At 67.1% G+C, this 25862-nt stretch carries 25 protein-coding genes; 20 read left to right on the forward strand and 5 right to left on the reverse strand.

Annotated elements, in window-relative coordinates; genetic code table 11:
- Nucleotides 1-3: 3 nt before the first annotated feature.
- Nucleotides 4-132, reverse strand: coding sequence for a hypothetical protein (locus AC6EUH_RS03600; protein WP_268753747.1), 129 nt, complete (start codon nucleotides 130-132; stop codon nucleotides 4-6).
- A gap of 128 nt (nucleotides 133-260) precedes the next feature.
- Here AC6EUH_RS03600 and AC6EUH_RS03605 point away from each other — a divergent pair, with 128 nt between their 5' ends.
- Complete coding sequence (locus AC6EUH_RS03605; protein ID WP_235500166.1) at nucleotides 261-587, forward strand: antibiotic biosynthesis monooxygenase family protein; 327 nt, start codon at nucleotides 261-263, stop codon at nucleotides 585-587.
- On the opposite strand, the gene AC6EUH_RS03610 is transcribed toward AC6EUH_RS03605, so the two are convergent.
- On the reverse strand, nucleotides 584-1204 hold the full coding sequence (locus AC6EUH_RS03610) for a DUF6919 domain-containing protein (RefSeq protein WP_499737836.1): 621 nt from the start codon (nucleotides 1202-1204) through the stop codon (nucleotides 584-586). The two genes, AC6EUH_RS03605 and AC6EUH_RS03610, sit on opposite strands and share 4 nt — an antisense overlap.
- 178 nt (nucleotides 1205-1382) lie before the next feature.
- Here AC6EUH_RS03610 and AC6EUH_RS03615 point away from each other — a divergent pair, with 178 nt between their 5' ends.
- The 7 genes from AC6EUH_RS03615 to deoC all read left to right on the forward strand — a co-directional run bounded on the left by AC6EUH_RS03615 (nucleotide 1383) and on the right by deoC (nucleotide 8815).
- On the forward strand, nucleotides 1383-2000 hold the full coding sequence (locus tag AC6EUH_RS03615) for a LacI family DNA-binding transcriptional regulator (protein WP_499737837.1): 618 nt from the start codon (nucleotides 1383-1385) through the stop codon (nucleotides 1998-2000).
- 164 nt (nucleotides 2001-2164) lie between these two features.
- The gene (locus tag AC6EUH_RS03620; protein ID WP_499737838.1) at nucleotides 2165-3175 is read left to right on the forward strand and encodes a LacI family DNA-binding transcriptional regulator; all 1011 of its coding nucleotides are present in this window, start codon (nucleotides 2165-2167) and stop codon (nucleotides 3173-3175) included.
- A 33-nt stretch (nucleotides 3176-3208) separates the two neighbouring features.
- Nucleotides 3209-4183 carry a ribokinase gene (locus AC6EUH_RS03625; RefSeq protein WP_499737839.1) on the forward strand — a complete coding sequence of 325 codons (975 nt, stop codon included), beginning with the start codon at nucleotides 3209-3211 and terminating at the stop codon, nucleotides 4181-4183.
- A gap of 50 nt (nucleotides 4184-4233) precedes the next feature.
- Nucleotides 4234-4638, forward strand: a complete 405-nt coding sequence (rbsD, locus tag AC6EUH_RS03630; protein ID WP_056428425.1) for a D-ribose pyranase — start codon at nucleotides 4234-4236, stop codon at nucleotides 4636-4638.
- Nucleotide 4639: 1 nt separating this feature from the next.
- The gene (locus AC6EUH_RS03635; protein ID WP_499737840.1) at nucleotides 4640-6130 is read left to right on the forward strand and encodes a sugar ABC transporter ATP-binding protein; all 1491 of its coding nucleotides are present in this window, start codon (nucleotides 4640-4642) and stop codon (nucleotides 6128-6130) included.
- A complete protein-coding gene (locus AC6EUH_RS03640; RefSeq protein WP_056428417.1) occupies nucleotides 6127-8118 on the forward strand; it encodes an ABC transporter permease/substrate-binding protein in 1992 nt (663 codons plus the stop codon). Before AC6EUH_RS03635 ends, AC6EUH_RS03640 begins: the two co-directional genes overlap by 4 nt.
- A 22-nt stretch (nucleotides 8119-8140) precedes the next feature.
- A complete protein-coding gene (gene deoC, locus AC6EUH_RS03645) occupies nucleotides 8141-8815 on the forward strand; it encodes a deoxyribose-phosphate aldolase (protein WP_499737841.1) in 675 nt (224 codons plus the stop codon).
- 69 nt (nucleotides 8816-8884) lie between these two features.
- On the opposite strand, the gene AC6EUH_RS03650 is transcribed toward deoC, so the two are convergent.
- Both AC6EUH_RS03650 and AC6EUH_RS03655 read right to left on the reverse strand, forming a co-directional pair.
- Complete coding sequence (locus AC6EUH_RS03650; protein ID WP_499737842.1) at nucleotides 8885-9883, reverse strand: bile acid:sodium symporter family protein; 999 nt, start codon at nucleotides 9881-9883, stop codon at nucleotides 8885-8887.
- Nucleotides 9884-9998: 115 nt separating this feature from the next.
- Nucleotides 9999-10385 carry a helix-turn-helix domain-containing protein gene (locus AC6EUH_RS03655; RefSeq protein ID WP_499737843.1) on the reverse strand — a complete coding sequence of 129 codons (387 nt, stop codon included), beginning with the start codon at nucleotides 10383-10385 and terminating at the stop codon, nucleotides 9999-10001.
- 178 nt (nucleotides 10386-10563) lie between these two features.
- Between AC6EUH_RS03655 and AC6EUH_RS03660 the strand changes: the two genes are divergently transcribed.
- From AC6EUH_RS03660 to AC6EUH_RS03690, 7 genes are all read left to right on the forward strand, one after another.
- The gene (locus AC6EUH_RS03660) at nucleotides 10564-12087 is read left to right on the forward strand and encodes a SulP family inorganic anion transporter (protein WP_499737844.1); all 1524 of its coding nucleotides are present in this window, start codon (nucleotides 10564-10566) and stop codon (nucleotides 12085-12087) included.
- Between the two features lie 147 nt (nucleotides 12088-12234).
- On the forward strand, nucleotides 12235-12675 hold the full coding sequence (locus tag AC6EUH_RS03665; protein ID WP_499737845.1) for a protein-tyrosine phosphatase family protein: 441 nt from the start codon (nucleotides 12235-12237) through the stop codon (nucleotides 12673-12675).
- A gap of 122 nt (nucleotides 12676-12797) precedes the next feature.
- Nucleotides 12798-13082, forward strand: coding sequence for a DUF1540 domain-containing protein (locus AC6EUH_RS03670; RefSeq protein WP_056428399.1), 285 nt, complete (start codon nucleotides 12798-12800; stop codon nucleotides 13080-13082).
- 148 nt (nucleotides 13083-13230) lie between these two features.
- Nucleotides 13231-14805, forward strand: a complete 1575-nt coding sequence (locus tag AC6EUH_RS03675; protein ID WP_499737846.1) for a pyridoxal phosphate-dependent decarboxylase family protein — start codon at nucleotides 13231-13233, stop codon at nucleotides 14803-14805.
- On the forward strand, nucleotides 14802-16175 hold the full coding sequence (locus tag AC6EUH_RS03680) for a lysine N(6)-hydroxylase/L-ornithine N(5)-oxygenase family protein (protein WP_056428396.1): 1374 nt from the start codon (nucleotides 14802-14804) through the stop codon (nucleotides 16173-16175). The genes AC6EUH_RS03675 and AC6EUH_RS03680 overlap by 4 nt, the downstream gene beginning before the upstream one ends.
- Entirely contained in the window at nucleotides 16172-16735 is a 564-nt protein-coding gene (locus tag AC6EUH_RS03685) for a GNAT family N-acetyltransferase (RefSeq protein ID WP_056428394.1), read from the forward strand. Before AC6EUH_RS03680 ends, AC6EUH_RS03685 begins: the two co-directional genes overlap by 4 nt.
- Nucleotides 16732-18633 (forward strand): IucA/IucC family protein, encoded by a 1902-nt coding sequence (locus tag AC6EUH_RS03690; RefSeq protein ID WP_499737847.1) that lies wholly within the window; start codon nucleotides 16732-16734, stop codon nucleotides 18631-18633. The genes AC6EUH_RS03685 and AC6EUH_RS03690 overlap by 4 nt, the downstream gene beginning before the upstream one ends.
- A 19-nt stretch (nucleotides 18634-18652) precedes the next feature.
- Here the strand turns inward: AC6EUH_RS03690 and AC6EUH_RS03695 are convergent, their stop codons facing one another.
- Nucleotides 18653-19759, reverse strand: a complete 1107-nt coding sequence (locus tag AC6EUH_RS03695; RefSeq protein WP_056428387.1) for a GTP pyrophosphokinase — start codon at nucleotides 19757-19759, stop codon at nucleotides 18653-18655.
- 224 nt (nucleotides 19760-19983) lie between these two features.
- Here AC6EUH_RS03695 and AC6EUH_RS03700 point away from each other — a divergent pair, with 224 nt between their 5' ends.
- From AC6EUH_RS03700 to AC6EUH_RS03720, 5 genes are all read left to right on the forward strand, one after another.
- Nucleotides 19984-20778, forward strand: coding sequence for an alpha/beta hydrolase (locus AC6EUH_RS03700; protein ID WP_499737848.1), 795 nt, complete (start codon nucleotides 19984-19986; stop codon nucleotides 20776-20778).
- A 52-nt stretch (nucleotides 20779-20830) separates the two neighbouring features.
- Nucleotides 20831-22222 (forward strand): TrkH family potassium uptake protein, encoded by a 1392-nt coding sequence (locus AC6EUH_RS03705; RefSeq protein ID WP_499737849.1) that lies wholly within the window; start codon nucleotides 20831-20833, stop codon nucleotides 22220-22222.
- Nucleotides 22215-22910: a potassium channel family protein gene (locus AC6EUH_RS03710; protein WP_235500165.1), complete on the forward strand. Its 696-nt coding sequence runs from the start codon at nucleotides 22215-22217 to the stop codon at nucleotides 22908-22910. The genes AC6EUH_RS03705 and AC6EUH_RS03710 overlap by 8 nt, the downstream gene beginning before the upstream one ends.
- Nucleotides 22911-22986: 76 nt before the next feature.
- Complete coding sequence (nhaA, locus tag AC6EUH_RS03715) at nucleotides 22987-24336, forward strand: Na+/H+ antiporter NhaA (protein WP_499737850.1); 1350 nt, start codon at nucleotides 22987-22989, stop codon at nucleotides 24334-24336.
- A gap of 133 nt (nucleotides 24337-24469) precedes the next feature.
- A complete protein-coding gene (locus AC6EUH_RS03720) occupies nucleotides 24470-25843 on the forward strand; it encodes an MBL fold metallo-hydrolase (RefSeq protein ID WP_499737851.1) in 1374 nt (457 codons plus the stop codon).
- The last annotated feature ends 19 nt before the right edge of the window (nucleotides 25844-25862 follow it).

The following is a 25862-nucleotide window of genomic DNA, read 5'->3' on the forward strand; positions in this document are numbered from 1 at the left end:
TCCTCAGGCCATCAGGGTGAGCACGGCGATCCGGTACCCCTCGGTCGAATCGATGAGCTGGGAACAGAACCGCTCGGGGGCCCGGGTGCCGTAGGACCAGGTGAGGTCGGCCTTCTGCTGCGTCTCAGTCATGGCATCAGCCTACAAATCCTTGGCGCCCGGCGCACCGGCTTCTTGAAACCGCCAGGTGGGCCGCCCTCGGGTAAATCGGCCCTACCCGCAAGCCGGCGGACGGGCCGATAATCAGGGGTATCCACCCCGTGCAGACTTTGGAGGCGATCGACGTGTCGGTTTATACGCTGGGAATCTGGTTGGTGCACCCCGGCCGCGAGAATGATTTCGTGCAGGCGTGGCGGGATCTGGCCCGCAAGACCCAGGAAGACTTCCCGCACGCGAAGGCCGTGCTGATGCATGACCACGACGTCCGGAACCGGTTCATCAGCACCGGCCCGTGGGAATCCCTGGAACAGGCTGAAGTGTGGCGGGCGTCCGAGATGTTTAAGCAGAGCTTGGAGGGCATGCACGAGATGCTGGAGCATTTCGAGGCACGCACCCTGGACGAGGCCGCCAGCATCGGCTGGGATTAGCCCAGGCCGCCTGATTCCGCGCCCGTCAGCGCATTGAGGACTGCGGGCAGGAGGACCCCGTCCCGGCCCCAGACCGGATCGAAGACCTCCACGTACCAGGACTCGGCCAGAAGCAGGGCGAGGGTTTCGTTGGCCTCCTCGGTCCAGTCCCGAAGCTGTTCCTCGGTGACCGGGCCTTCGCTGCTGCCGAGGACCGTGGCCACGGCGCCGTCCCGCAGGGTCACAGGGATGGAGGCCTGGCTGGCTTCTCCGGGAGCATGCGCCACGGTCACCAGGTCAGTCCGGCCGGACAGCTCCAGAAGCGCCGACGCCGACTCCGCACTGCAGAAACCCGTCACGTAGGCACGCTGCGCGTGTCCCTCGGAGAGCACGCCGGGCTGCGATTCCTTGGTGAAGAGCCCGTTCCGGCCCAGCTCCGCGAGCCTGCCGGCGATGGCCCGGGTTTCGGCGTCGAAACCGGGCGTGAAGGTCCCCGGCTGGTACTCGCTGCGGCCTTCCAGCCAGCGTGCGGTGAGCTCGCCGGCCGCCGGGATGGTGCCCGCCTGCCGCCAGACTTCACGGTCTGCCAGGAGCCGCCCGAAGCCGTCCCTCTCGGTGGTGTATCTGTCCTCAGCCATCTCTGAACGCTACGCCTTTCGCGCGGTGGCCGCCCAGAGGAGTACATAACCCTTAACAATGCAGCCGGCGGAAAGTCCTCGCCGTGACCCTGGCGCGTGATTTCCCGCTACAGTTCAAGGAGAAGCCAGCCTCAAGGCCGCCGCCAAGCTGCGGCGGAGAAGTACCCGGGAGTCATCAGTGCGGCACGGATCCAAGCCCACCATCCGCGACGTTGCGGAGGCGGCAGGCGTGTCCCTGACCACCGTGTCCTACGTGCTGTCCGGCCGCCCCGGCGGAAACACCCGGATCAGCCAACCCACGCAGGACCGTGTCCATGCCGCGGCCCACGAACTCGGCTATGTGCCCAACGGGGCCGCCCGCGGGATGCGGCGCGGCCGCACCGACGTCGTCGCTGTGGCCATCACCGATCTGGACGATTCCCGGGACCGGGAGCTTGCCACGGCCGCGGCCCGGATCCTGCCCCGGCACGGCTACCAGCCGGTCATCCTGCTCGGCGACAGCTGGCGTCCGTTTATGCTCTCCGGCGGCGCCGACGGCGTCATCCTCGGCTCCCGCCCGGCCGAGCGCACCGCCGCCGACATCGGCGCCATGATGGAACTCGTGGACCGCGGCGTGGCCCAGCTGGTCGTCTCGGACACCCCGCCGCCGGCCGGCGTCGACGTGCTGCCGACCGGAACCAGCACGACGGCGGATGCCCTCGCCGAGCGGGCCGTGGCCCGGCTGATCGCCCGGCTGAAGGTCTCCGTACGCGACATCCCAGGCACGCCCCCAGGACTTGGGCCCGGGGATTCCTGAACGCCGCTCCGGCAAAAACAGCTGGTCAAACCAGCTCTTGTACTTCCAACTGAAAACGTTTACAGTTGTCGAATGCCGGAGTGATTGGGTTCACAACCGGCGCCTCATCCCGGCCAAGAAGGGCCGGACCAGCAGACCCGGCCGACTCAAAGGAGAGGGCATCCGTGGCAAACATCCATGACGTGGCAAAACTTGCCGGCGTGTCGATCGCCAGCGTCTCACGCATGCTCGCCGGGGAAAACGTCCGCAGTGCCGAGGCGATCCGGCAGGCCATCACGGATCTCGGCTACCGGCCCAACGCCAGTGCCCGCGGGCTGCGCCTGGGCAAGCATCACAGCATTGCCGTGATTGTCCCCGACATCTCCAACCCGTACTTCGCCGCCCTTGTCCGCGGCATCGAGGAACGGGCCATGACGCAGGGATTCCGCATCGTCGTGGCCAGCAGCGATGAGCAGTTCAGCGCGGAATCGGAACTCCTGGGCAACCTCATCGACGCCGTCGACGCCGTGGCGATTGTGCCGGCCGAAGAAGGCGACCGCACCCGCAGGATGCTGGCGGACCTCAACAAGCCGGTAGTGCTGATCGACCGGACCGTGGGGGATGAGCCGGGCTTCGACCTGGTCCACGTCGACAACGCCAGCGGGGCCAAAGCCGCCGCAGACTATCTCCTGTCCCTGGGGCACCGCAGCTTCGGCATCATCAGCGGCCGCCAGGACACCGTCCCCGGACGGGTTCGCCACCAGGCCTTCCTGCAGACTTTGGCCGACGCCGGCATCCAGGTCCCGGCCGAAGCCGTCAAGATCGGCGAATTCAGCCGTGATTTCGGCCGCCGCGCAGCCCAGGAGCTGATCGATAATCCCACCGGAATCACGGCACTGTTCGTGGGCAACAACACTATGGCCCAGGGTGCCTTGCTCTCCCTGCACGCCGCCGGCGTGTCAATCCCCGGGCAGCTCTCCTTCCTTTGTTTTGACGACTTCGACCTGGCGGAACTGCTCCCGGCGCCTGTCACCGTGATTTCGCGGCCCGCCATCGCCGAGGGCCACGCCGCCGCGGACCTGCTGCTCGAGCGGATTGAACATTTCGGCAGTCCCGACCAGCCCCCGCTGGAGCACAAAGTCCTCCCGGTCAGCCTGACCATCCGGCAGTCCTGCTCCGCTCCCGCCTCCAACTAACGCTCCCACCTGACCACATCACTAAGGAATCCCATGACAACAACTGCGCCCGGAAACGGGAATGTACTGGTGATCGGCAGCATCACCTGCGACCTGACCAGTTTCAGCGACCGCCTCCCGCAGCCGGGGGAAACCGTCCTCGGAAACGCCTTCACCATGGTCCTCGGCGGTAAGGGCGCCAACCAGGCGCTGGCGGCGGCACGCGCCGGGAGCCAGGTATCCCTGATCGGAAGCGTGGGCAATGACGGCTTCAGCGAACTGGTCCTGGGGACCCTGGCCGAAGAGAACATCGACACCTCACGCGTGATGCGCACTGAAGGCCCCACCGGAATCGCCCACATCCGGGTGGACGCTTCGGCGGAAAACGACATCGTGATGATCCCGCTCGCCAACTCCCACCTGAGCCCGGGCCACATCAGGGAATCCCTGGACCAGTCCGCACGTCCCGCCGAGGTCGCCCTGATCCAGCTGGAGATCCCGCACGAATCGGCGCTGGAGGCAGCACGCGCGTGCAAAGCCCGCGGCATCACCGTCATTCTGGACCCCGCCCCGGCGCCGGCGTCGGCCCTTGACGAGGACTTCTGGCCCCACGTGGACATCGTCACCCCGAACGAGACCGAAGCGCGCCTCATCACCGGAATCGAGGTAACAGATCACGAATCAGCCACCGCGGCGGGCCGCTGGTTCACCGACCGCGGCGTGCAGCGTGCCGTCGTCACCCTGGCCGGCGCCGGCGCCGTCGTCGTTGAGCGGACGTCCGCAGACAGCACAACCGTGACCCTCCAGGAACCCTTCCGTGTCACCGCGGTGGATACCACGGCCGCCGGCGATGCCTTTGCCGGCGTGCTTGGCAGCGCGCTGGCCGAAGGTTTGGACTGGGACGAGTCCCTGCGCCGCGCCATGGCGGGCGGCGCGCTGGCTGTCACCGTTGCCGGGGCCAGCCCCAGCCTCCCGCAGCGTGAAGCCATTGACGCGTTCCTCGCCGGGCAGGCCGCCACGGCCCGCTAGCCGGAAGAGCCACCCACCACCCCATCCCTCTACAACGCAGTGGAGCAACTATGCGCAAAAACAGCGGTACCCTCAACGCATCCCTCGCCCGGGTCATCTCGGAACTGGGCCATACCGACGAACTTGTCGTGACCGACGCCGGCCTGCCGATCCCGGCCGGCGTGGAACGGATCGACCTTGCCCTGACAGCCAACGTCCCCCGGTTCCTGGAGTGCCTGGACGTCGTCCTGGCCGAAGTCGAGGCGGAAGGCGCCATCGCGGCGTCGGAGATCGCCGAGCACAGCCCGGAACTCCTTGAGGCCCTCAAGGACCGGCTGGGCAGCCACGGCATCCCGCTGGAGCTGGTCCCGCACACGGAATTCAAACAGCGGACCAGGAACTCCCGGGCCGCCGTCCGCTCCGGCGAATTCACCCCCTACGCCAACGTGATCCTCGTGGCCGGGGTGGTGTACTGACATGACAGTCACCCTCAGCGGCATCACCAAGTCCTTCGGCCCCAACCGGGTGCTCCGCGGTGTCGACCTCAGCATCGAACCCGGCGAGATCGTGTCCCTCGTAGGCGAAAACGGGGCCGGAAAATCCACCCTGACCCGCATCATCGCCGGGGCCTACCAGCCCGATTCCGGTGAGATCACCATCGACGGCGTGCCGCGGAAGTTCAGCGGACCGCAGGACGCCATGGGCGCAGGCATCCAGGTCATCTACCAGGAACTGAAGAACAACCTGTTCCCGCAGCTGGACGTTGCCTCGAACATCTTTGCCCATGACGGCACCGGCGAGTTCGGCAGGTTGTTCGTCAACAAGGACAAGATGCATGCCCGCGCCGCCGAGCTCCTGAGCCAGGTGGGGATTGACGTCGACACCCGACTTCCGGTGGGGAAACTCAGCTTCGGCCAGCAGCAGCTCGTGCAGCTGGCCCGCTGCCTCAACCACTCGGTCAAGCTGCTCATCCTCGACGAGCCGACAGCCGCCCTTGACGACCGCGAATCGGAGCTCCTGTTCGCCCAGGTGCGCAAGATCCAGGCGGCCGGCGTCGCCGTGATCTACATCAGCCACCGGCTCCCCGAAGTCTTCGCACTGTCCGACCGCATTGTCGTGATGCGCGATGGCCGCGTATCGAAGACGGGAACCGCCGCCGAACTGACCGAAGCCGCCGTCGTGTCCGCCATGGTGGGCGGAGAGGTGGAGAACTTCTACCCCAAGGAACACCACGCCACGGACCGGGTCCGGCTGGATGTCCGGAACCTGGAATCGGCCGTCGTCAACGGGGTTTCCTTCCAGGTCCGGGCCGGGGAAGTCCTCGGGATCGGCGGCGTGATGGGCAGCGGTAAGGGCGAGGTCCTGCGCGCGCTGTTCGGACTGGACAACGCGGCCGGCTCCGTGAGCATCGACGGCAAGCCGCTGACACTGAAGTCGCCCCGGCACGCCATCACCGCCGGCGTGGCCTACCTGACCCCGGACCGCCAGGCGGAGGGCCTCACGCTGGCGCAGCCCATCTCGCACAACGAATCCCTGGCCACCCTTGGCGCCATCACCCGGAACGGGATTGTGGCCCTGAAACGCGAGCGGGACCGGTGCCAGGAGATCTCCACCCGGCTCAGCGTCAAATGCAACAGCATTGACGACGCCGTCGGGACACTCTCCGGCGGCAACCAGCAGAAGGTCCTCCTGGCCCGCTGCCTGCTGAGCAACCCCGCGATCCTGCTGATGGAGGAACCCACGCGCGGCGTCGATGTGGGCGCGAAGGCGGAGATTTACTCCATCATCAACGACGTCGCCGCCCAGGGCGTCGCCGTCGTCCTTGTCTCGTCTGACCTGCCCGAACTAGTCGAAATGTCGGACCGGGTGCTGGTCATGCGCGGAGGCAGCATCAACGCTGAGCTGACCTCCGGCGCCCTGACCCAGCAGTCCGTCCTGGAACACGCAATGGAGACCGTATCCCGATGAAAAAAATATCCCTCTTCAGTGACCAGCTGCGCGCGGTGTGGATGCTGGCCTTCGTGGCCATAGCGCTTGTCTTCGCCACACCGCTGTTCCTGCAGCCGTCCAACATGCTCAACGTCCTGCTCACGGCCGCCGTCGTCGCCCTGATCGCTGCGGGGCAGACATACGTGATCATCCTCGCCGAGATCGATCTGTCCGTCGGAGCGGTCCTCGGCTTCAGCGCAATCACCACCGCCAGCGTGATCAGCCAATACGGTGTGGTGGCCGGGCTCGCCGCAGGCCTCGCGGTCGGCGCGCTGGCGGGCTTGATCAACGGTGTGCTGGTCACCAAAGCCAAAATGCCTTCGTTCATCGCCACGCTGGCAACAATGTCCATCTTCGCCGGACTGACGCTGCAGTTCTCCCAGGGCAACCCCGTGAAGGTGACCAACGAGGCGTTCCTGGCGCTGGGTCAGGGCAACCTGCTCGGCATTCCCACCCCGATCTGGATCATGCTGGTCCTCGGTGTGCTGTTCGGCTACATCCTGGCCCGCACACGGTACGGCCGCGAGCTCTACGCCACGGGCGACAACGCCGACGCCGCGCGGCTCGCCGGCATCAGCACCGACCGGGTCAAGATCCTGGCCTTCATGATTTCGGGCGTCCTCGCCGCGACCGCCGGGTTCATCCTTACCGCACGTCTCGGCACGGCACAGCCCACCGCCGGTACCGGCCTGGAGCTCGCTGCCATCGCAGCCGTGATCATTGGCGGGACCAGCCTCGCCGGCGGCCGCGGAGCGCTTCTGGGCACCCTGGTCGGCGCGGTCCTGCTGGCCATGATCGACAACGGGCTCAACCTGCTCAACGTCTCCCCGTTCCTGCAGAGCGTCGTCAAGGGCGCCGTGATCCTGCTGGCCGTGTTTGTGGACCGGAACTCCGGGGTCCTGATGCGCATCTTCCGGTCAGGGCGGCCCGCCGAGGCAACGCCCACGACGGCGCCCGCAACAGGCCCCGGCGCACCGGCTCCCCTCCTTCCGAAGGTCGCTATGATCTCCGTGGCGGGCCTCCTGGTGGTCGGCGCAGGCGTCACCACGGCCGTACGCTCCACGGACGACGGAAGCGCGGGGGCCGAGCAGAAATCGGCCACATTGGTCATCTCGACGCTCAACAACCCGTTCTTCGTCTCCGTCGGCGACGGCGCCAAGGACCAGGCCGCGAAACTCGGCGTGAACCTGGATGTCCAGAACGCCAACAACAACGACACGGCCGCGCTGAACCAGGCCACCACCGCGCTCGTGAAGAAGCCCGGAGTGCTGCTGCTTGACCCGACCTCGAGCGAAGCCGGCGGATCGATCACCGTCAAGGCCAACCAGGCAAACGTCCCCGTTGTCGCCTTCGACCGCGTGCCCGATCAGGGCAAACTGGCCGCCTTCATCGGCTATGACGCCGTCCAGGCGGGCAAGAACGGCGCCAAAGCCCTCTGCGACGCTGTCGGCGGTACCGGCAAAGTGGCTGAGCTGCAGGGCCTCCTCGGCACCAGCGTTGCACGGGACCGGTCCGAAGGGTTCAAAGCCGGAATGAAGGAATGCCCGGGCGTGCAGGTTGTCGCCGTGCAGTCCGCAGACTTCGACCGGGGCAAGGCCCTCGATGTCACCACCAACATCCTCCAGGCCAACCCGGGCATCACCGGGATCTACGGCGCCAACGATGAAATGGCGCTCGGCGCGGTGGCCGCCGTCAAGTCACGGGGACTGCTCGCCACGATCAAGATCGTCGGAAACGACGGAATCGGTGATGCCCTCGCCGCAGTGAAGAGCGGAGAGATGTACGCCACGAACGCCGAGTCCCCGTTCGCGCTCGGCCAGGAAGTCGCCAAGATCGGCCACGCCGTTGCCGCCGGCGAAAAAGTCGAAGAGTCCCGGGTGCTCCAGGGCAAGCTCGTCACCGGCAGCGGAGTCGACGAGTTCTGCTCCTACCTGCGCGGCATCGGCGACACGGCCACCTGCAAGTAGCCCCCTACCCCCAAGGAGAATCATGACTGAACTGAATGCGGCCGGCCTGGCCGGGATCGTGGACCACACCTTCCTACAGTCCACGGGAACCCGGGCCGAGGCCGAGGAGGCAGCCGCCGAAGCCGCCCGCCTAGGGGCCTGGTCGGTCTGCGTCTCGCCATCCATGCTGCCGCTGGCCGGCATTGGCACGGGAACCCGGATCACGGCGGTCTGCGGCTTCCCGTCGGGCAAGCACCACAGCAGCGTCAAGGCAGCGGAGGCCCGCGAGGCAGTGCGCAACGGTGCCGACGAGATCGACATGGTCATCGACGTCGGAGCGGTCCGGGCCGGTGACTACGACGCCGTCGAACGGGACATCAGCGCCGTCCGCGAGGCCGTGCCGGCGCCGACCGTGCTCAAGGTCATCCTGGAGACCGCGGCGCTGACGGATGAGCAGATCGTGCGGTGCTGTAACGCCGCTGAAAGCAGCGGAGCCGACTTCGTCAAAACCTCGACGGGCTTCCACGGGGCTGGCGGAGCCACAGTCCACGCAGTCGAGCTGATGGCACGCACGGTGGGTCCGCGGCTTGGCGTCAAGGCCTCCGGGGGCATCCGGGACTGGGCCGCCGCTCAGGCCATGATCGCGGCAGGCGCCACCCGCCTGGGGCTGTCCGGGACCGCCGACGTCCTTAGCGGCGGACGCAGCACCGGGTACTAAACCTGTATCCCCTGCGGGCCGCCCGGCTGAAGCCGCGGCCCGCAGGGGGACGCTGTGGAGTTACAGCCGCTAAGCGTCACGCAGCGGGCGCCGCGCCAGCCAGGCCGCGACGACGGCGCCGGAGATGTTGTGCCAGAGTGAGAACACCGCGGAGGGCAGTGCGGTCAGCGGGCTGAAATGCGCCGTCGCCAGTGTGGCGGCCAGACCCGAGTTCTGCATGCCAACCTCGAAGGCCAGCGCCCGGCGTGCCTTGTCATCCAGACGCCCCAGCTTGCCGGCCAGGTACCCGAGGCCGAGGCCGAAGCCGTTGTGCAGCACTACAGCGAGGAACACGATCCCTCCGGCGGCGACGATCTTGCTGGCGCTGCCGGCGACCACAATCGCGACGATGAGTGAGATAACGACGGCGGAGGCCCAGGGCAGGGCCGGCAGTACTTTGGCCACGAGCTTCTTGAGGAACAGGCGTGCCAGCAGGCCGGCGATCACCGGCAGGAGAACCGTCTTGACGATGTCCAGGACCATGCCGCCGGCGTCGATCTGCAGGTAGGACCCGGCCAAGAACAGGACCAGCAGCGGCGTCACCACCGGGGCGATCAGTGTCGACACAGAGGCGACCGCGACCGAAAGTGCGACGTCGCCCTTGGCCAGGAACGCCATCACGTTGGACGCGGTGCCCGAGGGCGCGCAGCCGACGAGGATGAGCCCCACGGCCAGTTCCGGTGGGAGATTCAATGCGACGGCGATGATCCAGCCGGCACCGGGCATGATGACGTAGTGCGCCACAATACCGAGAACGACGGCCCAGGGGCGCTTGGCCACGGAGGCGAAGTCGGGCGGCGTCAGCGTCAGGCCCATGCAGAACATGATGATGCCCAGCAGGTACGGCACGCTGGGACCGAGGTGCTTAAAAGCGCCCGGCACCAGGTAGCCCGCGACGCCCGCGACGACGACGAGCAGCGGGAAGATGGTGACCGCGATGCGGGAGATCTTCGCCTCGGCGGCGAGGGCTGGGTTGGCCGGGACCGCACTGGTCTCGGGGGCAGACGAAGTTTTGGTTGCCTCAAGCATCCAAATATGGTGCCATCGCGACCACACCTAAGCCAGTTCGTGACTGCCCGGTCCGAGAATATGTCCGATTTTAGGAGGTTCGCTGGCGTACCGCTGACCGGACAGTAGAGCGTGCCTATGCGGTGATGCGCCCTAGCATGGCGATGAAGTCGTCCGCCTGCGCGAGGTTGCGGGCCATTTTGGCGCGCTGGTGTGCGGCCTGTTCCAGGATTCCCGCGAGACGCGCGGCAGATCCTGGCGCGCCCGGTCCGTTCGCAAGAAGACCCAGGATCTCGGCCATTTCCTCCAGTGAGAACCCCAGCGGCTTCATCTGCTTGATAACCATCAGACGCTCGAAATCATCCTCTGAATAGACGCGAAAGCCGCCGTCGGTGCGCGCCGTCGCGGGCAGTAGCCCGACGTCGTCATAGTGACGGATGGTCCGCAGTGACAGGCCGGTCCTGTCCGCCAATTCGCCGATGTGCATGGTGCTGGTGCTGGTGCTGCCGGTTTTAGCCGTCATCAGGGTCTCCGTTCTGTTCTGATTTAAACCCTACCATCACGTTAGGGTAGGGTTTGGGTGGTGGGGTTGAGACCTTAGAGACTAATTCCCCCTCATGCCGGCGCGGCGCTGCGCCCCTCAATCATTAGCAGAACGAAGCCGCCGTCGCGCGTCTTCTTGACCACGAACGGAGCCAGCAATGGCCGTCGCAAAAGCCGAACACCCTCCGGCGTTCACTCCAGAACAGCTGCAATCCGTCCGGTTGACCCTGAGGTCACCGCGCCGGCTCAAAACCGAGGTCCTCGGCGGGCTCGTCGTCGCGCTGGCGCTCATCCCGGAGGCCATCGCGTTTTCGATCATTGCCGGCGTGGACCCAAGGATCGGGCTGTTCGCGTCCTTCACCATGGCGGTGACGATCGCCTTTGTCGGCGGCCGTCCCGCGATGATTTCGGCGGCCACCGGCGCCGTTGCCCTCGTGATCGCCCCGCTGGTGAAGTCGCACGGCCTGGACTACCTCGTCGCCGCCGTCATCCTGGCCGGCATCTTCCAGATCATCCTGGGCTTGTCCGGCGTGGCGAAGCTGATGCGCTTCATTCCCCGCTCAGTGATGGTGGGCTTCGTCAACGCCCTGGCCATCCTGATCTTTCTGTCCCAGGTCCCTGAGCTGATCGGCGTGCCGTGGCTGGTCTATCCGCTCACCGCGGCGGGCCTCCTGATCGTCTTCGGCCTGCCCCGGCTCACCAAGGCCGTGCCCGCCCCGCTCGTCGCGATCATTGTGCTGACCCTCATGACCGTCCTGGCCGCCGTCGCGGTCCCCACGGTGGGGGACAAGGGTGCGCTGCCGGACTCGCTGCCGTCGCTGTTCGTGCCCAACGTGCCGTTCACGCTCGAAACTTTGCAGGTCATCTTCCCGTTCGCGCTGGCCATGGCGTTCGTGGGGCTGCTGGAATCCCTCATGACCGCCAAGCTCGTGGACGACACCACGGACACCCGCTCACCCAAGACCCGCGAGGCCTGGGGGCAGGGCGTCGCGAACATCGTCACCGGCTTCTTCGGTGGCATGGGCGGCTGCGCGATGATCGGCCAGACCATGATCAACGTCAAGGCCTCAGGCGCCCGCACAAGGATCTCGACATTCCTCGCCGGTGTCTTCCTGCTCATTCTCGTGGTGGTTCTCGGCGACATTGTGTCCCTGATCCCCATGGCCGCCTTGGTGGCCGTGATGATCTTCGTTTCCGTCGCCACCTTCGACTGGCACAGCATCCACCCCCGGACCCTGAAGATGATGCCCAAGAGCGAAACCGCGGTCATGCTCGCCACCGTCATCGTCACCGTCGCCACCCACAACCTCGCGATCGGAGTCGGAGTCGGCGTACTCGTGGCCATGGTGATGTTCGCCCGCCGCGTGGCCCACTTCGTCACCGTGGAACGGACCGTCAAAACCATCGGCGGCCACGAAACGGCCACCTACGTCGTGGACGGAGAGCTGTTCTTCGCCTCCTCCAACGACCTCTACACCCAGTTCGAATACGCCTTGGATCCCGAGCACGTGGTCATCGACATGCACGCCTCGCACCTGTGGGACGCGTCCACCATCGCAGCGCTGGACGCCATCACCGAGAAATACCACCATCACGGCAAAGACGTGAAGGTCATCGGCCTCAACGACGCCAGCATCCTGATGCGCGAACGCCTCGGCGGCAAGCTCGGCGCCGGCCACTAGGCTGCGTTCCCGCCCAGTTACTTCTGCCCGGACCCGGAAGACACCGATGTGTCCGAGGTTTTTGGCCGGTCTTCGGGTACCGGCCGGGGAGTAACCGGGCGGGAGCGTGCGGTGCGTGTCGCCGGCGGAAGGACTACGCTCGGGATCATGACGGAGACCTGGGAGCCGGGCAAGGAGGGAGTCCTTGAACTCCCGTCTGGCCGGCTTGTCCGCGGCCGGGGGCTGATCAGGCCGATTCCGGCCGGCCCGCGGCCCGTGTTTGGCCTGTACCTGCTGGGAAACCGTCCGGCGCCGGTGGCCTGGGAATCCCGCTGGGTCCGCTGGCGGGATTTCGGCCTGCCGGCCGACGACGCCGACACCCTGGACGCCCTTATGGAGGCGTGGCGCCGAGCCGAGACCGAGCGGGTTGAAGTCGCCTGCTGGGGCGGCCGCGGGCGGACCGGAACCGCCCTGGCCTGCCTGGCCATCCTCGACGGCGTCCCGCCCGCGGAGGCCGTGGCCTTCGTGCGCGCACACTATCGCCGGGGCGCCAGCGAGACCCCGTGGCAGCGGAAGTACGTCGCCCGGTTCCGGAGCCCCATGGCGTAGCGCGCTAGTCGAGCTCGCCGGCATTAGGTAACACAATTGGGTCTTTTTGTTTGCCGTGGACGGGCCTACCGTGGACACACTGAGCCGCCAGCCCGGGTGGCCGGAGCACGGAGGAATATCCCATGACGACGCATGTAGCCGACTGCAGTGTGACCAATTGCTCCTTTAACGACCACTCCAACTGCAACGCCGCAGCCATCACCGTCGGCGGGGCCGAGGATCACGCCTCCTGCGCCACATTCATCGATATCGGCGTTCACGGCGGGTTGCCCAAGGTGCTGGCCGACGTCGGTGCCTGCCAGCGTTCCGAATGCGCCCATAACGACCACCTGATGTGCAAGGCGACCGAGGTGCACGTGGGTCCAGGCGTCGACAACGCTGACTGCCTCACCTACGCCCACCGGTAGCGCCCGCCATAATCCGGAGGCGGCACTCATCCTTTCCACTCGTTAGCCGTCCCCGACGGGAATTAAGTCACACAAGTTTGACGTTAAGGTTCACCTAAGTAAGGGTTAGCTTAGTCGATGCTACTCACGTCAAACAAAGGATCTTTCTGTGGCGCCCGTCATTCCCGCGGATTTTCACCCCCTGTCTCCCGGCCCCGAGACCGGACCCGGTTCACCGGCACAGCTGCTGCACAATGCCACCGCCCACCTCTTCAACGCCCGCAATGCAGACGGCTACACGGCCCGGGTTCTTGAGGGTGTCGAGGCGGTGGCCGGCAAAGTCTCCCAGTGCACCCGCCCCTTTACCGGGGCCACGCCCGCCGAGCTCAAGAGCCGCGTCCACGCCGTGGACCTTGGCACCCCGCTGGCGGATACCGCCGCTGCCCTTGACGAGCTGGAGGGCCTCTACCTCCGGGACGCCGTCTACTTCCACGACGCCAAGTACGCAGCGCATCTGAACTGTCCCGTCGTGATCCCGGCACTCGTCGCCGAGGCTGTCCTGTCCGCGGTGAATTCCTCAATGGACACCTGGGACCAGAGCGCGGGCGCCACCATGATCGAACGCAGGCTCATCTCATGGGCAGCCGGGCAGCTCCAGCTGGGCGGCTCCGCCGACGGCGTGTTCACCTCGGGCGGGAGCCAGTCCAATTTCCAGGCCCTCCTGCTGGCACGGAACCAGGCCGTGGAGTGGCTGAAGCTCGACCCGGAAAATGACGGGCTCCGGCTGCCTTCCCTTCTGGAGAAGCTGCGCATCTTCACCTCGGCGGACAGCCACTTCAGCATCCGGAAGTCGGCGTCCATGCTGGGACTGGGGTACGACGCCGTCGTGTCCGTGCCCTGCGGCCCGGAGCACCGGATGGATCCCGTGGCGCTGGGCGGGGAACTGGCGCACGCCCGCAACGAAGGCCTCGTGCCCATGGCGGTGGTGGCAACGGCCGGCACCACCGACTTCGGGGCGATCGACCCCCTCGACGAGCTGGCCGCGGCGGCCCGTGAGCATGGTGCCTGGTTCCACGTGGACGCGGCGTACGGCGGCGGGCTCATGGTGTCCGCGCGGCACCGGCATCTGCTGGACGGGATCCACCGGGCGGATTCGGTCTCCGTAGACTTCCACAAGACCTTCTTCCAGCCGGTCAGCTCGAGCGCGTTGCTGGTCCGCGACGCGGCGACCCTCCGGCACGTGACCTACCACGCCGACTACCTGAACCCGGCCTCCGCCGTCGACCGCCCCAACCAGGTGGACAAAAGCATCCAGACCACCCGCCGTTTTGACGCCCTGAAGCTCTGGCTGACGCTGCGGATCATGGGCGCCGATGCCCTCGGGGCGCTTTTCGACGGGGCCATCGACCTGGCGTCGAGCGTGGCTAAGGTCCTGGCCTCGGATCCGGACTTTGAGCTCGCCGCAGCGCCGCAACTGAGCACGCTCGTGTTCCGGTACCGCCCCCGGCAACCGGACGGGAGCCGCTTGGCCGAGGACACGGCGGACCGCCTCAACCAGGACATCCGCTCCGCCGTCTTCTCCTCGGGCGAGGCCGTGGTGGCGGGGACCACCGTGGCGGGCCGGCACTACCTGAAGTTCACCCTGCTGAACGCCGAGGCCCGCGTGGAGGACATCCGCAGCATCATTGACCTGCTCCGGACCACCGGGGCATTGCTGCTCGAGGACGCGGAGGTGTCGGCATGAACGCAGGCAACCAGAGCGCAAGCCGGCGCGTCCACGATTTCGCCGCGATCGGCGTCGGGCCGTTCAACCTGGGCCTCGCCGCGCTGAGCGAACCTGTCGACGGGCTGGACGGTGTTTTCCTGGAACGCCGGGAATCCTTCGACTGGCACCCGGGCATGATGCTGGAGCCCGCGCACCTGCAGGTTCCGTTTATGGCCGACCTGGTCACCCTGGCGGACCCGACGTCGCCATACTCGTTCCTGAACTTCCTCAAGCAGACCGGACGGCTGTACCGGTTCTACATCCGGGAGAACTTCTATCCGCTGCGCGCCGAGTACAACCAGTACTGCCAGTGGGTGGCGGGCCAGCTGGATTCCGTCCGGTTCGACACGGACGTCCGGGAGATCGGTTACGACGACGGCGTGTACCGGCTGGCGCTGGAAGGCCCGGACGGGCCGGAGGTGCTGCACGCCCGGCGGCTGGTCCTGGGCACCGGCACCTCGCCCTACGTGCCGGCGGCCTGCGACGGCATAGTCGACGCCGGCGGACTGGTCCTCCACAACGCCGAGTACCTGCCGCGGAAGAGTGAACTGCTGCAGCAGCGGAGCATCACGATCGTGGGCAGCGGCCAGAGCGCTGCCGAAATCTACTACGAGCTGCTGCAGGAGATCGACGCCCACGGCTACCGGCTGAACTGGGTTACCCGCTCGGGCCGGTTCTTCCCGCTCGAGTACACCAAACTGACCCTTGAAATGACGTCGCCCGAATACGTGGATTACTTCCACGCGCTCCCGCAGGAACGGCGCGACGGCCTGGTCAAGAGCCAGAAGAGCCTCTACAAGGGCATCAACTCCGAGCTCATCGACGCCATCTACGACCTCCTGTATGCCAAGAGCCTCCCGGGCATCGTGGAGACCCGGCTGCTGACGCACTCGGCGCTCACCGGCGCGTCCTGGAACCCGGCAACCGGCTCCCACACCCTGCAGCTGCGGCACGAGGAGCAGGACACCGACTACTCGCTGGAGACCGACGCCGTGGTGCTCGCCACCGGGTACGGCTACCGGGAGCCGGAGTTCCTTGCCGGCGTGCAGGACCGCATCGCCCGGGACAGCCTCGGCAGGTTCGCCGTCGACCGCAACTACAGCACCGGCGTCGAACCCGGCGAGATCTTCGTCCAGAACGCCGAGCTGCACACCCACGGGTTCGTGACGCCCGATCTGGGCATGGCCGCCTACCGCAATTCCTGCATCCTGCGAGACATCACCGGCCGCGAGGTCTACCCGGTGGAACAAAGCATCGCGTTCCAGCAGTTCGGAACGCGGGAGCCCGCCGGGTTCCCGGGCGGCGTCCGAAAGGCTGCTGACCGTGAGCCGGCAGGAGTGAACGCATGAGTTTCACCTTCCGCTGCTTCGACCCGGACACCGACGCACCCCTCCTCCACAGCTGGGTCACCCGGCCCTATGCCTCCTTTTGGGGGATGCAGTCCGCCACCGTGCAGGACGTCGCGGAGGAGTACGCGACGATCCAGTCCACCGGCCACCACCATGCGCTGATGGGGCTCGACGGCGGCGTCCCCGCCTTCCTGATGGAGGAGTACCTTCCGCCGCTGTCGCCGCTGGCCGGTGTGTACGCCACGCAGTCCGGCGATATCGGGATGCATCTGCTGGTCGGCCCGCCGGAGGGGCCGGTCCGGACCGGCTTCACCACCCGGGTGATGGAGGCGGTGCTGGACCGGTTGTTCGCCGACCCGGGCGTGGGGCGCGTGGTGGTTGAGCCTGACGCCCGGAACCACAAAATCCATGCCCTCAACGCGCGGCTTGGCTTTCAGCCTGCCGGGGAGGTGGTCCTGCCCGGCAAGACTGCGCTGCTCAGCTTCTGTACCCGGGAGGCCTTCCACGCTGCCCGCGTTAACCTCCATTCATCCCCGATCCGCCAGGGAGCCCCGCTATGACCACCGCTGAACTCGAATCCGTCCTCACGGCCGGCAACGCAACCGTCCACCTGACCCCCGAACGCTGGGCCGTCGCCAACCGGCACGTGGTCCGCAAGGCCCTTGCCGAGTTCTCGCATGAACGGATCCTCACGCCGGAACTCCTGGGGCCCGGTCCCGTTGCCGCGGAGCCCGCCCGCTACCGCGTCACCAGCGACGACGGCTCGGTGGAGTACCGGTTTTCGGCCCGGAAACTGGAGCTCGACCACTGGTCCATCGTGGACATGTCCATCCGCCGCCTCGAGGCACGGGCATATCCCGACATGCCCGCGCCAGCGGCCGAAGAATGGGCATGTCCCCAAGGGGAGGCGGAGCTCGATGCCCTGCGATTCATTACCGAGTTCCGGGACACCCTGGGGATCCGCGAGGAGATGCTCCCGGTCTACCTCGAGGAAATCAGCAGCACGCTCTCCAGCCACGCCTACAAGCAGTGGATGGGCCAGCCCTCCTCCGCTGAACTGGCAGCCGGGGTGACCGGCGGGGCGGATGCCGCCATCGATTTCCAAACCATCGAACGGAGCATGACCGAGGGCCACCCCTGTTTTGTGGCCAACAACGGCCGGCTGGGATTCGGCATCGCGGATTACCGCTCCTTCGCCCCGGAGGCCGGCGCCCCCGTGCAGCTCGAGTGGATCGCGGTGCACCGGAACCAGGCTGTCTTCACGTCCGCCGAGGGCCTCAGTTACCGGAACCACCTCGACGCCGAACTGGGGGCGTCCGCCGTCGCGTACTTCGACGAAGAGCTGGGCGCCCGGGCCCTGGACCCGGCGGACTATTTCCTGATGCCGGTCCACCCGTGGCAGTGGGACAACAAGCTGACGGTGACGTTTGCGGCCGAAATAGCGCAGGAGCGCATCGTCCATCTGGGGATAGGAGCGGACAGCTACCAGGCCCAGCAGTCCATCAGGACGTTCTTCAACACGGTGTCGCCGGAGAAGTGCTACGTCAAGACGGCCATGTCCGTGCTGAACATGGGGTTCATGAGGGGGCTGTCGCCGCAGTACATGAAGGCCACCCCGGCCATCAACGACTGGCTCCGCGACCTGATCCTCGGCGACGCCGCCCTGCAGAAGCGCCGGCTGACGCTCATCCGCGAGGTGGCCGCCATCGGCTATCACAACGGCCACTACGAGGCCGCGTCGGCGAAGGGTTCACCGTACCGGAAGATGCTGTCCGCGCTGTGGCGGGAAAGCCCCGTGCCGCTCCTGGAGGACGGGCAGCAACTGGCCACCATGGCGTCCCTGCTCCACGTCGACGCCGCGGGAAGACCCATGGTGTCCGCGCTGATCGAGCGTTCCGGGCTGGCGCCCACGGCGTGGCTGCGCCGGTATTTCGAGGCGTATCTCGTCCCGCTGGTCCACTGCCTCTATGCCTACGAGCTGGCGTTTATGCCGCACGGCGAAAACGTCATCCTGATTCTCGAGGATGGCGTGCCGGTCAGCGCCATCATGAAGGACATCGCTGAGGAGATCGTGGTGATGGGTGACCGGCTGGAGCTGCCCGACGACGTCGCCAGGATCAAGGCCGAGATCCCCGACGAGGAGAAGGTCCTGGCGATTTTCACCGACGTCTTCGACTGCATCTTCCGGTTCGTCAGCGCGCTGCTGGAGGAAGACGGCACGCTCAGCGGTGAGGAATTCTGGCGGACCGCCGCGGCCGTCCTCCGGGAGTACCAGGGCGAGCACCCCGAGCTCGCGGAGCAGTTTGCCCGGCATGAGCTGTTCGCCTCGGATTTTCCGCTGTCCTGCCTCAACCGGCTGCAGCTGCGCAACAACCAGCAGATGCTGGACCTGGCCGACCCCTCAGGCGGACTGCAGATGGCCGGCCGGCTGCAGAACCCACTGGCACGGTTCGCCTAACAGGGGCGGGCCCGGCGGCCTACCCCTGGGTCAGGCGGTACCGCTCGATCTGCTTAAGACGGCGCAGGAGGCTGTCGCGCCGCGGGTGCGGGACGGCGTCGGCCGGTTCGGCGGTGAGGTCGATGTGTTTGGTGCCGTACTGCCAGAGCAGCAGGTCATCGAGGAGCCGGTCCGGGCCGGGGGAGTAGCGGTGGTCCAGGGCCCTGCGGACCTCGGTGATCCGGTTGGCGCTCAGCAGCCCGGCCAGCTGCATGGTCTGGTTGAGGCCGTGGGCGGCCATCAGCTCGGCGGCCCAGCCCCAGTCGTCGTCGACCTTCCGGTCCACGTGCGGCAGGAGAGTGCGCCAGACGTCGCGGATCCGGTTCGGCGTGAGCTGGGCTGCCCCTTCGCCGTCCATGTCCCAGTAACTGCGGACCTCTTCGTAACGTTCGTGCAGGTCAGCGAAGGCACCCTCCACGGTTTCCAGCATGGCCGCGGTGGCGGTGAACTGGCGGTCGAAGTGCGGGGTCCACGCCCGCGGGTCCTCGGCCTTAAAGCGGATATCGTGCTCGATCTCGCTCCAGGCGTGCGCGAAAACAGTGCGGATCTGGCATTCGAAAAAGTAGCTGCCGTTCGCCGGGACCTCCGGGTTGAAGGCCTGCTGGTACTCCTTAACCGCCTCGTTCTGGATGGTCCGCAGGATCAGGTGGCGGCTGGAATAGCCGTAGGTCCCCGACTCGATGGAGCCGATATCCTTCTCGCGGTCGCCGCGGCAGTCGAAGAGCTGGCGCTGGCGCTTGATGATGTTGGCCACCACCGCGTTTTCCGCCGGCAGCTTCGTGATCACGCGGACGCCCACCATGTCATTCAGGGTCCGGAACGGATCCGGGAACTTCAGCACCGGCGGACCGCCCGGTTCCAGGGGCTCCTCAGTGCGGGAGATCTTCTCGCGGAAGGACTCGACCGTCTTGGTGCGCCCGGTAACGAACAGCGGCGTCACCTCGGTGCCCTTGAGCATGCTCCGCAGCGTCAGCAGGACCTCGCGGGTGACCAGCTTCAGGGCAGGACGCACCCGCTCGTAGAGTTCCACGTTTTCCTGCACGGACTCGCGCAGTTTCGGGTCCAGTCGATCCCAGTTACTCGCCATGCGTCCAGCTTACGGCCGGGGTACGACGGCGGCGGGCTGACACCCCCGCGGTGACGGCCCGCGGCCAACCCGAGCCCGATGCCGCCTTGCACCCTGCCGCGCGGCGCTCAAGGTAGGCTCGGCACATGGCTGATGTGCGGCGTCGGGCTCTAATCGCGGCCGCAGCGACGGTGACTCTGGGGGCAGTCTCCGCCGCCTGTTCACCGGGCCCCAAGGAGGACAGTGTGAAGCGGCAAAGGTACAGCTACGGCGATGACTCCAGCCAGTGGGGGGAACTCTTCCTGCCGGAGGCAGCCGGCACCAAGGGTGTGGTGGTGGTCATCCACGGCGGATACTGGCGCTCACAGTACGGCGCGGAACTCGGCGAACCCCTGGCCAAGGACCTCGCGGCGCACGGCATGGCGGCCTGGAACCTGGAGTACCGCCGCGCCGGGAACGGCGGAGGCTGGCCGCACACCTTCTCCGACGTGCTGGCCGGCATCGACAAACTCGGCGAGATCGCCGGTGAGCACGGCCTTGACCTGGACCGGGTCGTGGCGTTGGGGCACTCCGCCGGCGGGCACCTCGCGGTCTGGGCTGCGGGGCGGGGCCGCCTTGCCCAGCTCGGCGCCCCTGACGCGGACCGGCAGTTGATCCGCAAGGACGACGGCGGCGCGGTGCACCTGACTGGCGTCGTCAGCCAGTCCGGTCTGCTCAACCTCGCTGAAGCTGAACGGCTGAACCTCAGTAACGGCGCGGTCAGCAACCTGCTGGGCGGCTCCTCGGAAAAATACCCCAAACGGCATAAGTATGCCGATCCGATGAGCGCTGTGCCGCTGAAGATCCCTGTCTATGCCGTTCACGGCACGGACGATGACAGCGTCCCCGTGAGCCAGTCCGACTCCTATTCGGCGGCAGCCAAGGCCGCCGGCGCCCCGGTCCAGCTCCTGAAGGTCCCGGGCGACCACTTCGCCCTGATTGACCCGAAGGCCGCCGCGTACCGGAAGTGCCGCGAACTGGTGCAGCTGCTGCTCGGCTGACCTCTGTCAGCCACGGACGCACGGCCGCGCGGCCGGTGATAGCGTGGCGCCTATGCAAGTCGAAGTTCCCGCGGTTCTGCGCGCCCTGACTGCGGGTTTCAACCGGTTCATCCGGGCGTTCGCACCACGCCACCCCGCCCAGGTGATCGTGCTGGGCTTCGCCGCGGCCGTCGCCGTCGGGACCGGACTGTTGTTGCTCCCGGTGGCCAAGGCCGGCGGGGGCGGAGCCAGCCTGCTGGAGGCGCTGTTCACTGCCACGTCCGCCGTCTGCGTCACCGGCCTGATCACCGTGGACACTCCTGTCTTCTGGAGCGGCTTCGGACAGGTGGTCATCCTGGTCCTCATCCAGGTCGGCGGCTTCGGTGTGATGTCCTTCGGCACGCTGCTTGGGGTCCTGACCGCCCGTCGGCTGGGCCTGAAATCCCGGATATCTGCCGCCGCCGAGACGAAAAGCAGCGGCTTCGGCGACGTCCGCCGTGTGCTGGTCGGTGTTCTGCTCATCAGTGTGATCGTGGAAACAGTGCTGGCGTTGATTCTCGCGGTCCGCTTCAGGGCCGGTTACGGCTACGGGCTGGGCGACGCGCTCTGGCACGGGGTGTTCCATTCGATCTCGTCCTTCAACAACGCCGGCTTTGCCTTGTACTCGGACAACCTCATGGGGTTCGTCGGAGATCCCTGGATCTGCCTGCCGATCGCGGCCGCCGTGATCATCGGCGGACTCGGATTCCCGGTCCTCTTCGAACTGGGCCGGCAGTACCGGCGTCCGATCCTCTGGAGCATGAACACCAAACTCGTCGTCGTCGGCTCGGCCGTCCTCCTGGCCGGTGGGACCGTGTTCCTCACTGCCGTTGAATGGGCCAACCCGGCCACACTGGGCGGCCTCCATCCCGCCGAGCGCGTGCTCGCCGGCTTTTTCCAGTCCGTCATTACCCGCACCGCCGGCTTCAACAGCATCGACATTGCCCAGATGGATCCGGTGTCGTGGCTGGGCATGGACATCCTGATGTTCATCGGCGGCGGCCCGGCCGGTACGGCCGGCGGCCTGAAAATCACGACGTTCGCCGTGCTGTTCTTCATTCTCAGCACCGAGCTGCAGGGCGGGACGGCCGTGAACATCTTCGGCAAGCGGCTTTCCCGCGCTGTGCACCGCCAGGCCATTACCGTGGTGCTGCTGGCGATCGCCCTGGTCACCGGGTCCACGATGTTCCTGATGCTGATCACCGACTTCGGGCAGGAACGGATCCTGTTCGAGGTCGTTTCGGCCTTCGCCACGGTGGGGCTGTCCACCGGGATCACGGCCGGCATGCCGCCGGCCGGACAGCTCGTACTGATCCTGCTGATGTTCGTTGGGAGGCTGGGCCCGGTCACGCTGGGCGCGGCACTGGCCCTGCGCGAACGACCCCTGCTCTATGAATACCCCAAGGAAAGGCCCCTCATTGGCTAGGAATATCTTCTCGTCCCACTCCGCCGCCGCCAGTGACAAGGCGTCCTCGGTGGTGGTCATCGGCCTGGGTCGCTTCGGCGGCTCGCTGGCCCTGGAACTGGAGGCGCAGGGTACCGAGGTCCTCGGCATCGACGCCAGCGAGGAAATCGTCCAGTCCTTCAACGGGCGCCTCACCCACGTGGTCAGGGCCGACTCCACCAAGGAAGAGGCACTGCGCCAGCTCTCGGTCCACGAATTCGACCGTGCCGTCGTCGGAATCGGCTCGGACATCGAAGCCAGCATCCTGACGACATCACGGATCCTGAAATTCCAGCGCCCCCAGATCTGGGCGAAGGCCATCAGTGAACCGCACGCCGAGATCCTGGGCCAGCTCGGCGTCGAGCACGTCATCCGGCCCGAACACGACATGGGCAGGCGCGTCGCACACCTGGTCCTCGGTTCAATCCTTGACTACGTGGAATTCGAGGACGACTTCGTGATGATCCGCACCAGCCCGCCCTCCGCCGTCCGGGACCGGCCGCTGGGCGTGCTCGGACTCCGGGACAAGTTCGGCGTCACCATCGTGGCCGTCAAGCGTCCCGGCGGCACCTGGGGGCACACGACGGCGCAGACGGTGCTGTACGACGACGACCAGATCATCGTCCAGGGCAGCAAAGCCAAGGCCGAACGGTTCAGCACCATGCCCTGACCCACTAGACTGGGACGCAGGTGCGCCGGGAAGTCTGGTCGGCATAGTTCAGTCGACCCAAATTTTAGGACTCCGCATGAGCCCCACACCCCCTCCCACCCGGCCGCGTTTGACGATCTTCGGCCGTGGCAGCTACGCCGAATCCCTCCGGATCGGCGAGATCCTCCGCAAGGAGACGGTCGGCGGCGCCCTGCTCGTCGCGGCGGCCGTGATCGCACTCATCTGGGCCAACTCGCCGGCGTCCGAGAGCTACTTCGCCCTGCGGGACTTCAAATTCGGTTACGAACCCTGGCACCTGGAACTGAGCCTGGGCGCGTGGGCGGCCGACGGGCTGCTCGCCATCTTCTTCTTCCTGGTGGGCCTCGAACTCAAGCGCGAGTTCATCGCCGGGGACCTGCGGCAGATCAACAAATCGATCGTGCCGGTCGCGGCGGCCGTGGGCGGCGTCGCCATCCCGGCCATCATCTACACGATCGTCAACTTTGCCAGCCCGGAGACCCTCCGCGGCTGGGCAATCCCCACCGCCACCGATATCGCCTTCGCCGTCGCTGTGCTGGCCATCATCGGCTCGCATCTGCCCAGCGCCCTGCGGATCTTCCTGCTCACCCTGGCCGTCGTGGATGACCTGATCGCCATCACCATCATCGCCGTCTTCTACACCAGCGACCTCCAGCCCATGCCGCTGCTGCTGGCACTGATTCCCCTGGGCATCTACACCTATCTGGCGCATAGGTACCGGCGCTTCTTCAAAATCCAGGCGTCGGCCGCGTGGCTGATCCTGCTGCCGCTGGGTGCCGTCACCTGGGCCCTCGTCCACGCCTCCGGGATCCACGCGACTGTGGCCGGTGTGCTGCTCGGCTTCGCCGTCCCGGTCCTGCGTTCGAAGGCCAGCGGCGGCCCGGAGGCCGGCCCGGGCCTCGCGGAGGTCTTCGAGCACCGGTTCCGCCCGATCTCGGCCGGCGTCGCCGTTCCGATCTTCGCGTTTTTCTCTGCCGGTGTGGCCGTGGGCGGCTGGGAAGGGCTCGGCTCGGCCCTGACTGACCCGGTGGCTGTCGGCATCATCATGGCCCTGGTCCTCGGCAAGCCGCTCGGCATCATGGGCACCACCTGGCTGCTCACCAAGGTCACCAAAGCCCGGCTGGACACGAGCTTCAAGTGGATCGACGTCTTTGGAGTGTCCCTGCTGGCCGGCATCGGCTTCACGGTTTCGCTCCTCGTGGCGGAGCTGAGCTTCGGCCACGGCAGCCTCCACGACGACCACGCCAAGGTGGGCATCCTCACGGCTTCCGTGCTGGCGGCGCTGCTGGCAATGGCGGTGCTGCGGACCCGGAACCGGCAGTACCGGAAGGCCGAAGAGGAAGAGAAAGTCGACTCCGACCACGACGGGATCCCGGACGTGTACCAGCAGGACGGCACCGCCCGGTAGCCCAGGCCATCCAGCCGATCCATCCAGCCGGTCCATCCAGCCCGGCGCACGACGCACGAGGCTTGCGCTCATACCCTCAGGGGTTTGACCATGGAAGCGAGAGGCACGGATCGCCGGACCGCAGGAGTGAATCATGGACGTCATCGTCATCGAGACCACACAACTCGGGGACCGCAGTTACCTCGTCCATGACGGCTCCGTGGCACTGGTCATCGACCCCCAGCGGGACACGGACCGTGTCGAGGCGGCCGCGCGCGGCGCAGGCGTGCGAATCACCCATGTCGCCGAGACGCACATCCACAACGATTACCTCACCGGCGGGCTCGAACTGGCCAGGGCGCACGGCGCGAGCTACCTCGTGAACGCCGCGGACCCGGTTACCTTCGAGCGGCAGCCGATCGCGGACGGGCAGACCGTCCGGGTCGGTGCGTTGTCGGTCAAAGCCGTCGCGACACCTGGCCACACCCACACCCACCTGTCCTTTATCGTGAACGACGGCGAGCAGCAGGCCGTTTTCTCCGGCGGAAGCCTCCTCTACGGCTCGGTGGGGCGCACGGACCTGGTCGGCACCGAGGACACGCTCGGCCTGACCCATGACCAGTACGCCTCGGTGCGCCGCCTCGCCGGGGAAGCCGCTCCCGGCGCCGGCCTGTTCCCGACCCACGGTTTCGGGTCCTTCTGCTCCTCCGGCCCGGCCAGCGGAGCCGGATCGTCCACCATCGGCGAACAGCTCACCAGCAACCACGCCCTGACGGATCCCGACGAGGACCACTTCGTCCAGGAACTCATCGCCAACCTCACGGCCTACCCCTCCTACTACGCCCACATGGGGGTCACCAACACCGCCGGCCCCGGCCCCGCCGACCTGACCGTGCCGGAAGCCCTCGACGCAGGGGAGCTCATGCGCCGGCTGGAGGCGGGTGAGTGGGTGGTGGACCTGCGCCGCCACGTGGCCTTCGCCAGCAGCCACCTCAAGGGAAGCGTGAGCTTTGGCTACGGGAACAGCTTCAGCACCTACCTCGGCTGGGTGATGCCGTGGGGGGAGCAACTGACCCTCGTCGGATCCCGCGCCGACGTGGAGAACGCCATCCGCGACCTCGCCCGCATCGGGATCGACTCGCCCGACGCCGCCCTCGGCACGGACCCGCACGCCTTGGCGCCCCGCGCCGCCGTCGCGTCCTTTCCCTGCGTGGGCTGGGACGGCGTCCCGGCCACCCGCTCCGGCGGCGCTGACGCCGTCGTCGACGTGCGGCGGACCGAGGAGTACGCCGCCTCGCGGGTGGCGGGGGCCGTCAATGTCCCGCTGCACGAACTGCTGCCGCGCCTGGCCGATCTCCCCGTCGGGAGGCTGTGGGTGCACTGCACCTCCGGCTACCGGGCCGGCATCGCCGCGAGCCTGCTGCAGCGCGCCGGCAGGGATGTGGTCCTCATCGATGCGAGGTTCGACGACGCGGAGGCCGCCGGGATCCAGCTGGAAAAGTCGGGGGTCGCCTTCGGTGGCGGCTAGGCCCGCCGAAACACTGGGG

Source organism: Arthrobacter sp. 001422645 (assembly GCF_059816125.1).

Excerpts from the sequence above, each read along its gene's own strand:
- AC6EUH_RS03600 (WP_268753747.1), bottom strand. The coding sequence starts at position 132 with ATGACTGAGACGCAGCAGAAGGCCGACCTCACCTGGTCCTACGGCACC.
- AC6EUH_RS03610 (WP_499737836.1), bottom strand. The coding sequence starts at position 1,204 with ATGGCTGAGGACAGATACACCACCGAGAGGGACGGCTTCGGGCGGCTC.
- AC6EUH_RS03625 (WP_499737839.1), top strand. The coding sequence starts at position 3,209 with ATGACAACAACTGCGCCCGGAAACGGGAATGTACTGGTGATCGGCAGC.
- rbsD (WP_056428425.1), top strand. The coding sequence starts at position 4,234 with ATGCGCAAAAACAGCGGTACCCTCAACGCATCCCTCGCCCGGGTCATC.
- AC6EUH_RS03635 (WP_499737840.1), top strand. The coding sequence starts at position 4,640 with ATGACAGTCACCCTCAGCGGCATCACCAAGTCCTTCGGCCCCAACCGG.
- AC6EUH_RS03640 (WP_056428417.1), top strand. The coding sequence starts at position 6,127 with ATGAAAAAAATATCCCTCTTCAGTGACCAGCTGCGCGCGGTGTGGATG.
- deoC (WP_499737841.1), top strand. The coding sequence starts at position 8,141 with ATGACTGAACTGAATGCGGCCGGCCTGGCCGGGATCGTGGACCACACC.
- AC6EUH_RS03650 (WP_499737842.1), bottom strand. The coding sequence starts at position 9,883 with ATGCTTGAGGCAACCAAAACTTCGTCTGCCCCCGAGACCAGTGCGGTC.
- AC6EUH_RS03655 (WP_499737843.1), bottom strand. The coding sequence starts at position 10,385 with ATGACGGCTAAAACCGGCAGCACCAGCACCAGCACCATGCACATCGGC.
- AC6EUH_RS03660 (WP_499737844.1), top strand. The coding sequence starts at position 10,564 with ATGGCCGTCGCAAAAGCCGAACACCCTCCGGCGTTCACTCCAGAACAG.
- AC6EUH_RS03665 (WP_499737845.1), top strand. The coding sequence starts at position 12,235 with ATGACGGAGACCTGGGAGCCGGGCAAGGAGGGAGTCCTTGAACTCCCG.
- AC6EUH_RS03670 (WP_056428399.1), top strand. The coding sequence starts at position 12,798 with ATGACGACGCATGTAGCCGACTGCAGTGTGACCAATTGCTCCTTTAAC.
- AC6EUH_RS03680 (WP_056428396.1), top strand. The coding sequence starts at position 14,802 with ATGAACGCAGGCAACCAGAGCGCAAGCCGGCGCGTCCACGATTTCGCC.
- AC6EUH_RS03685 (WP_056428394.1), top strand. The coding sequence starts at position 16,172 with ATGAGTTTCACCTTCCGCTGCTTCGACCCGGACACCGACGCACCCCTC.
- AC6EUH_RS03690 (WP_499737847.1), top strand. The coding sequence starts at position 16,732 with ATGACCACCGCTGAACTCGAATCCGTCCTCACGGCCGGCAACGCAACC.
- AC6EUH_RS03695 (WP_056428387.1), bottom strand. The coding sequence starts at position 19,759 with ATGGCGAGTAACTGGGATCGACTGGACCCGAAACTGCGCGAGTCCGTG.
- AC6EUH_RS03705 (WP_499737849.1), top strand. The coding sequence starts at position 20,831 with ATGCAAGTCGAAGTTCCCGCGGTTCTGCGCGCCCTGACTGCGGGTTTC.
- nhaA (WP_499737850.1), top strand. The coding sequence starts at position 22,987 with ATGAGCCCCACACCCCCTCCCACCCGGCCGCGTTTGACGATCTTCGGC.
- AC6EUH_RS03720 (WP_499737851.1), top strand. The coding sequence starts at position 24,470 with ATGGACGTCATCGTCATCGAGACCACACAACTCGGGGACCGCAGTTAC.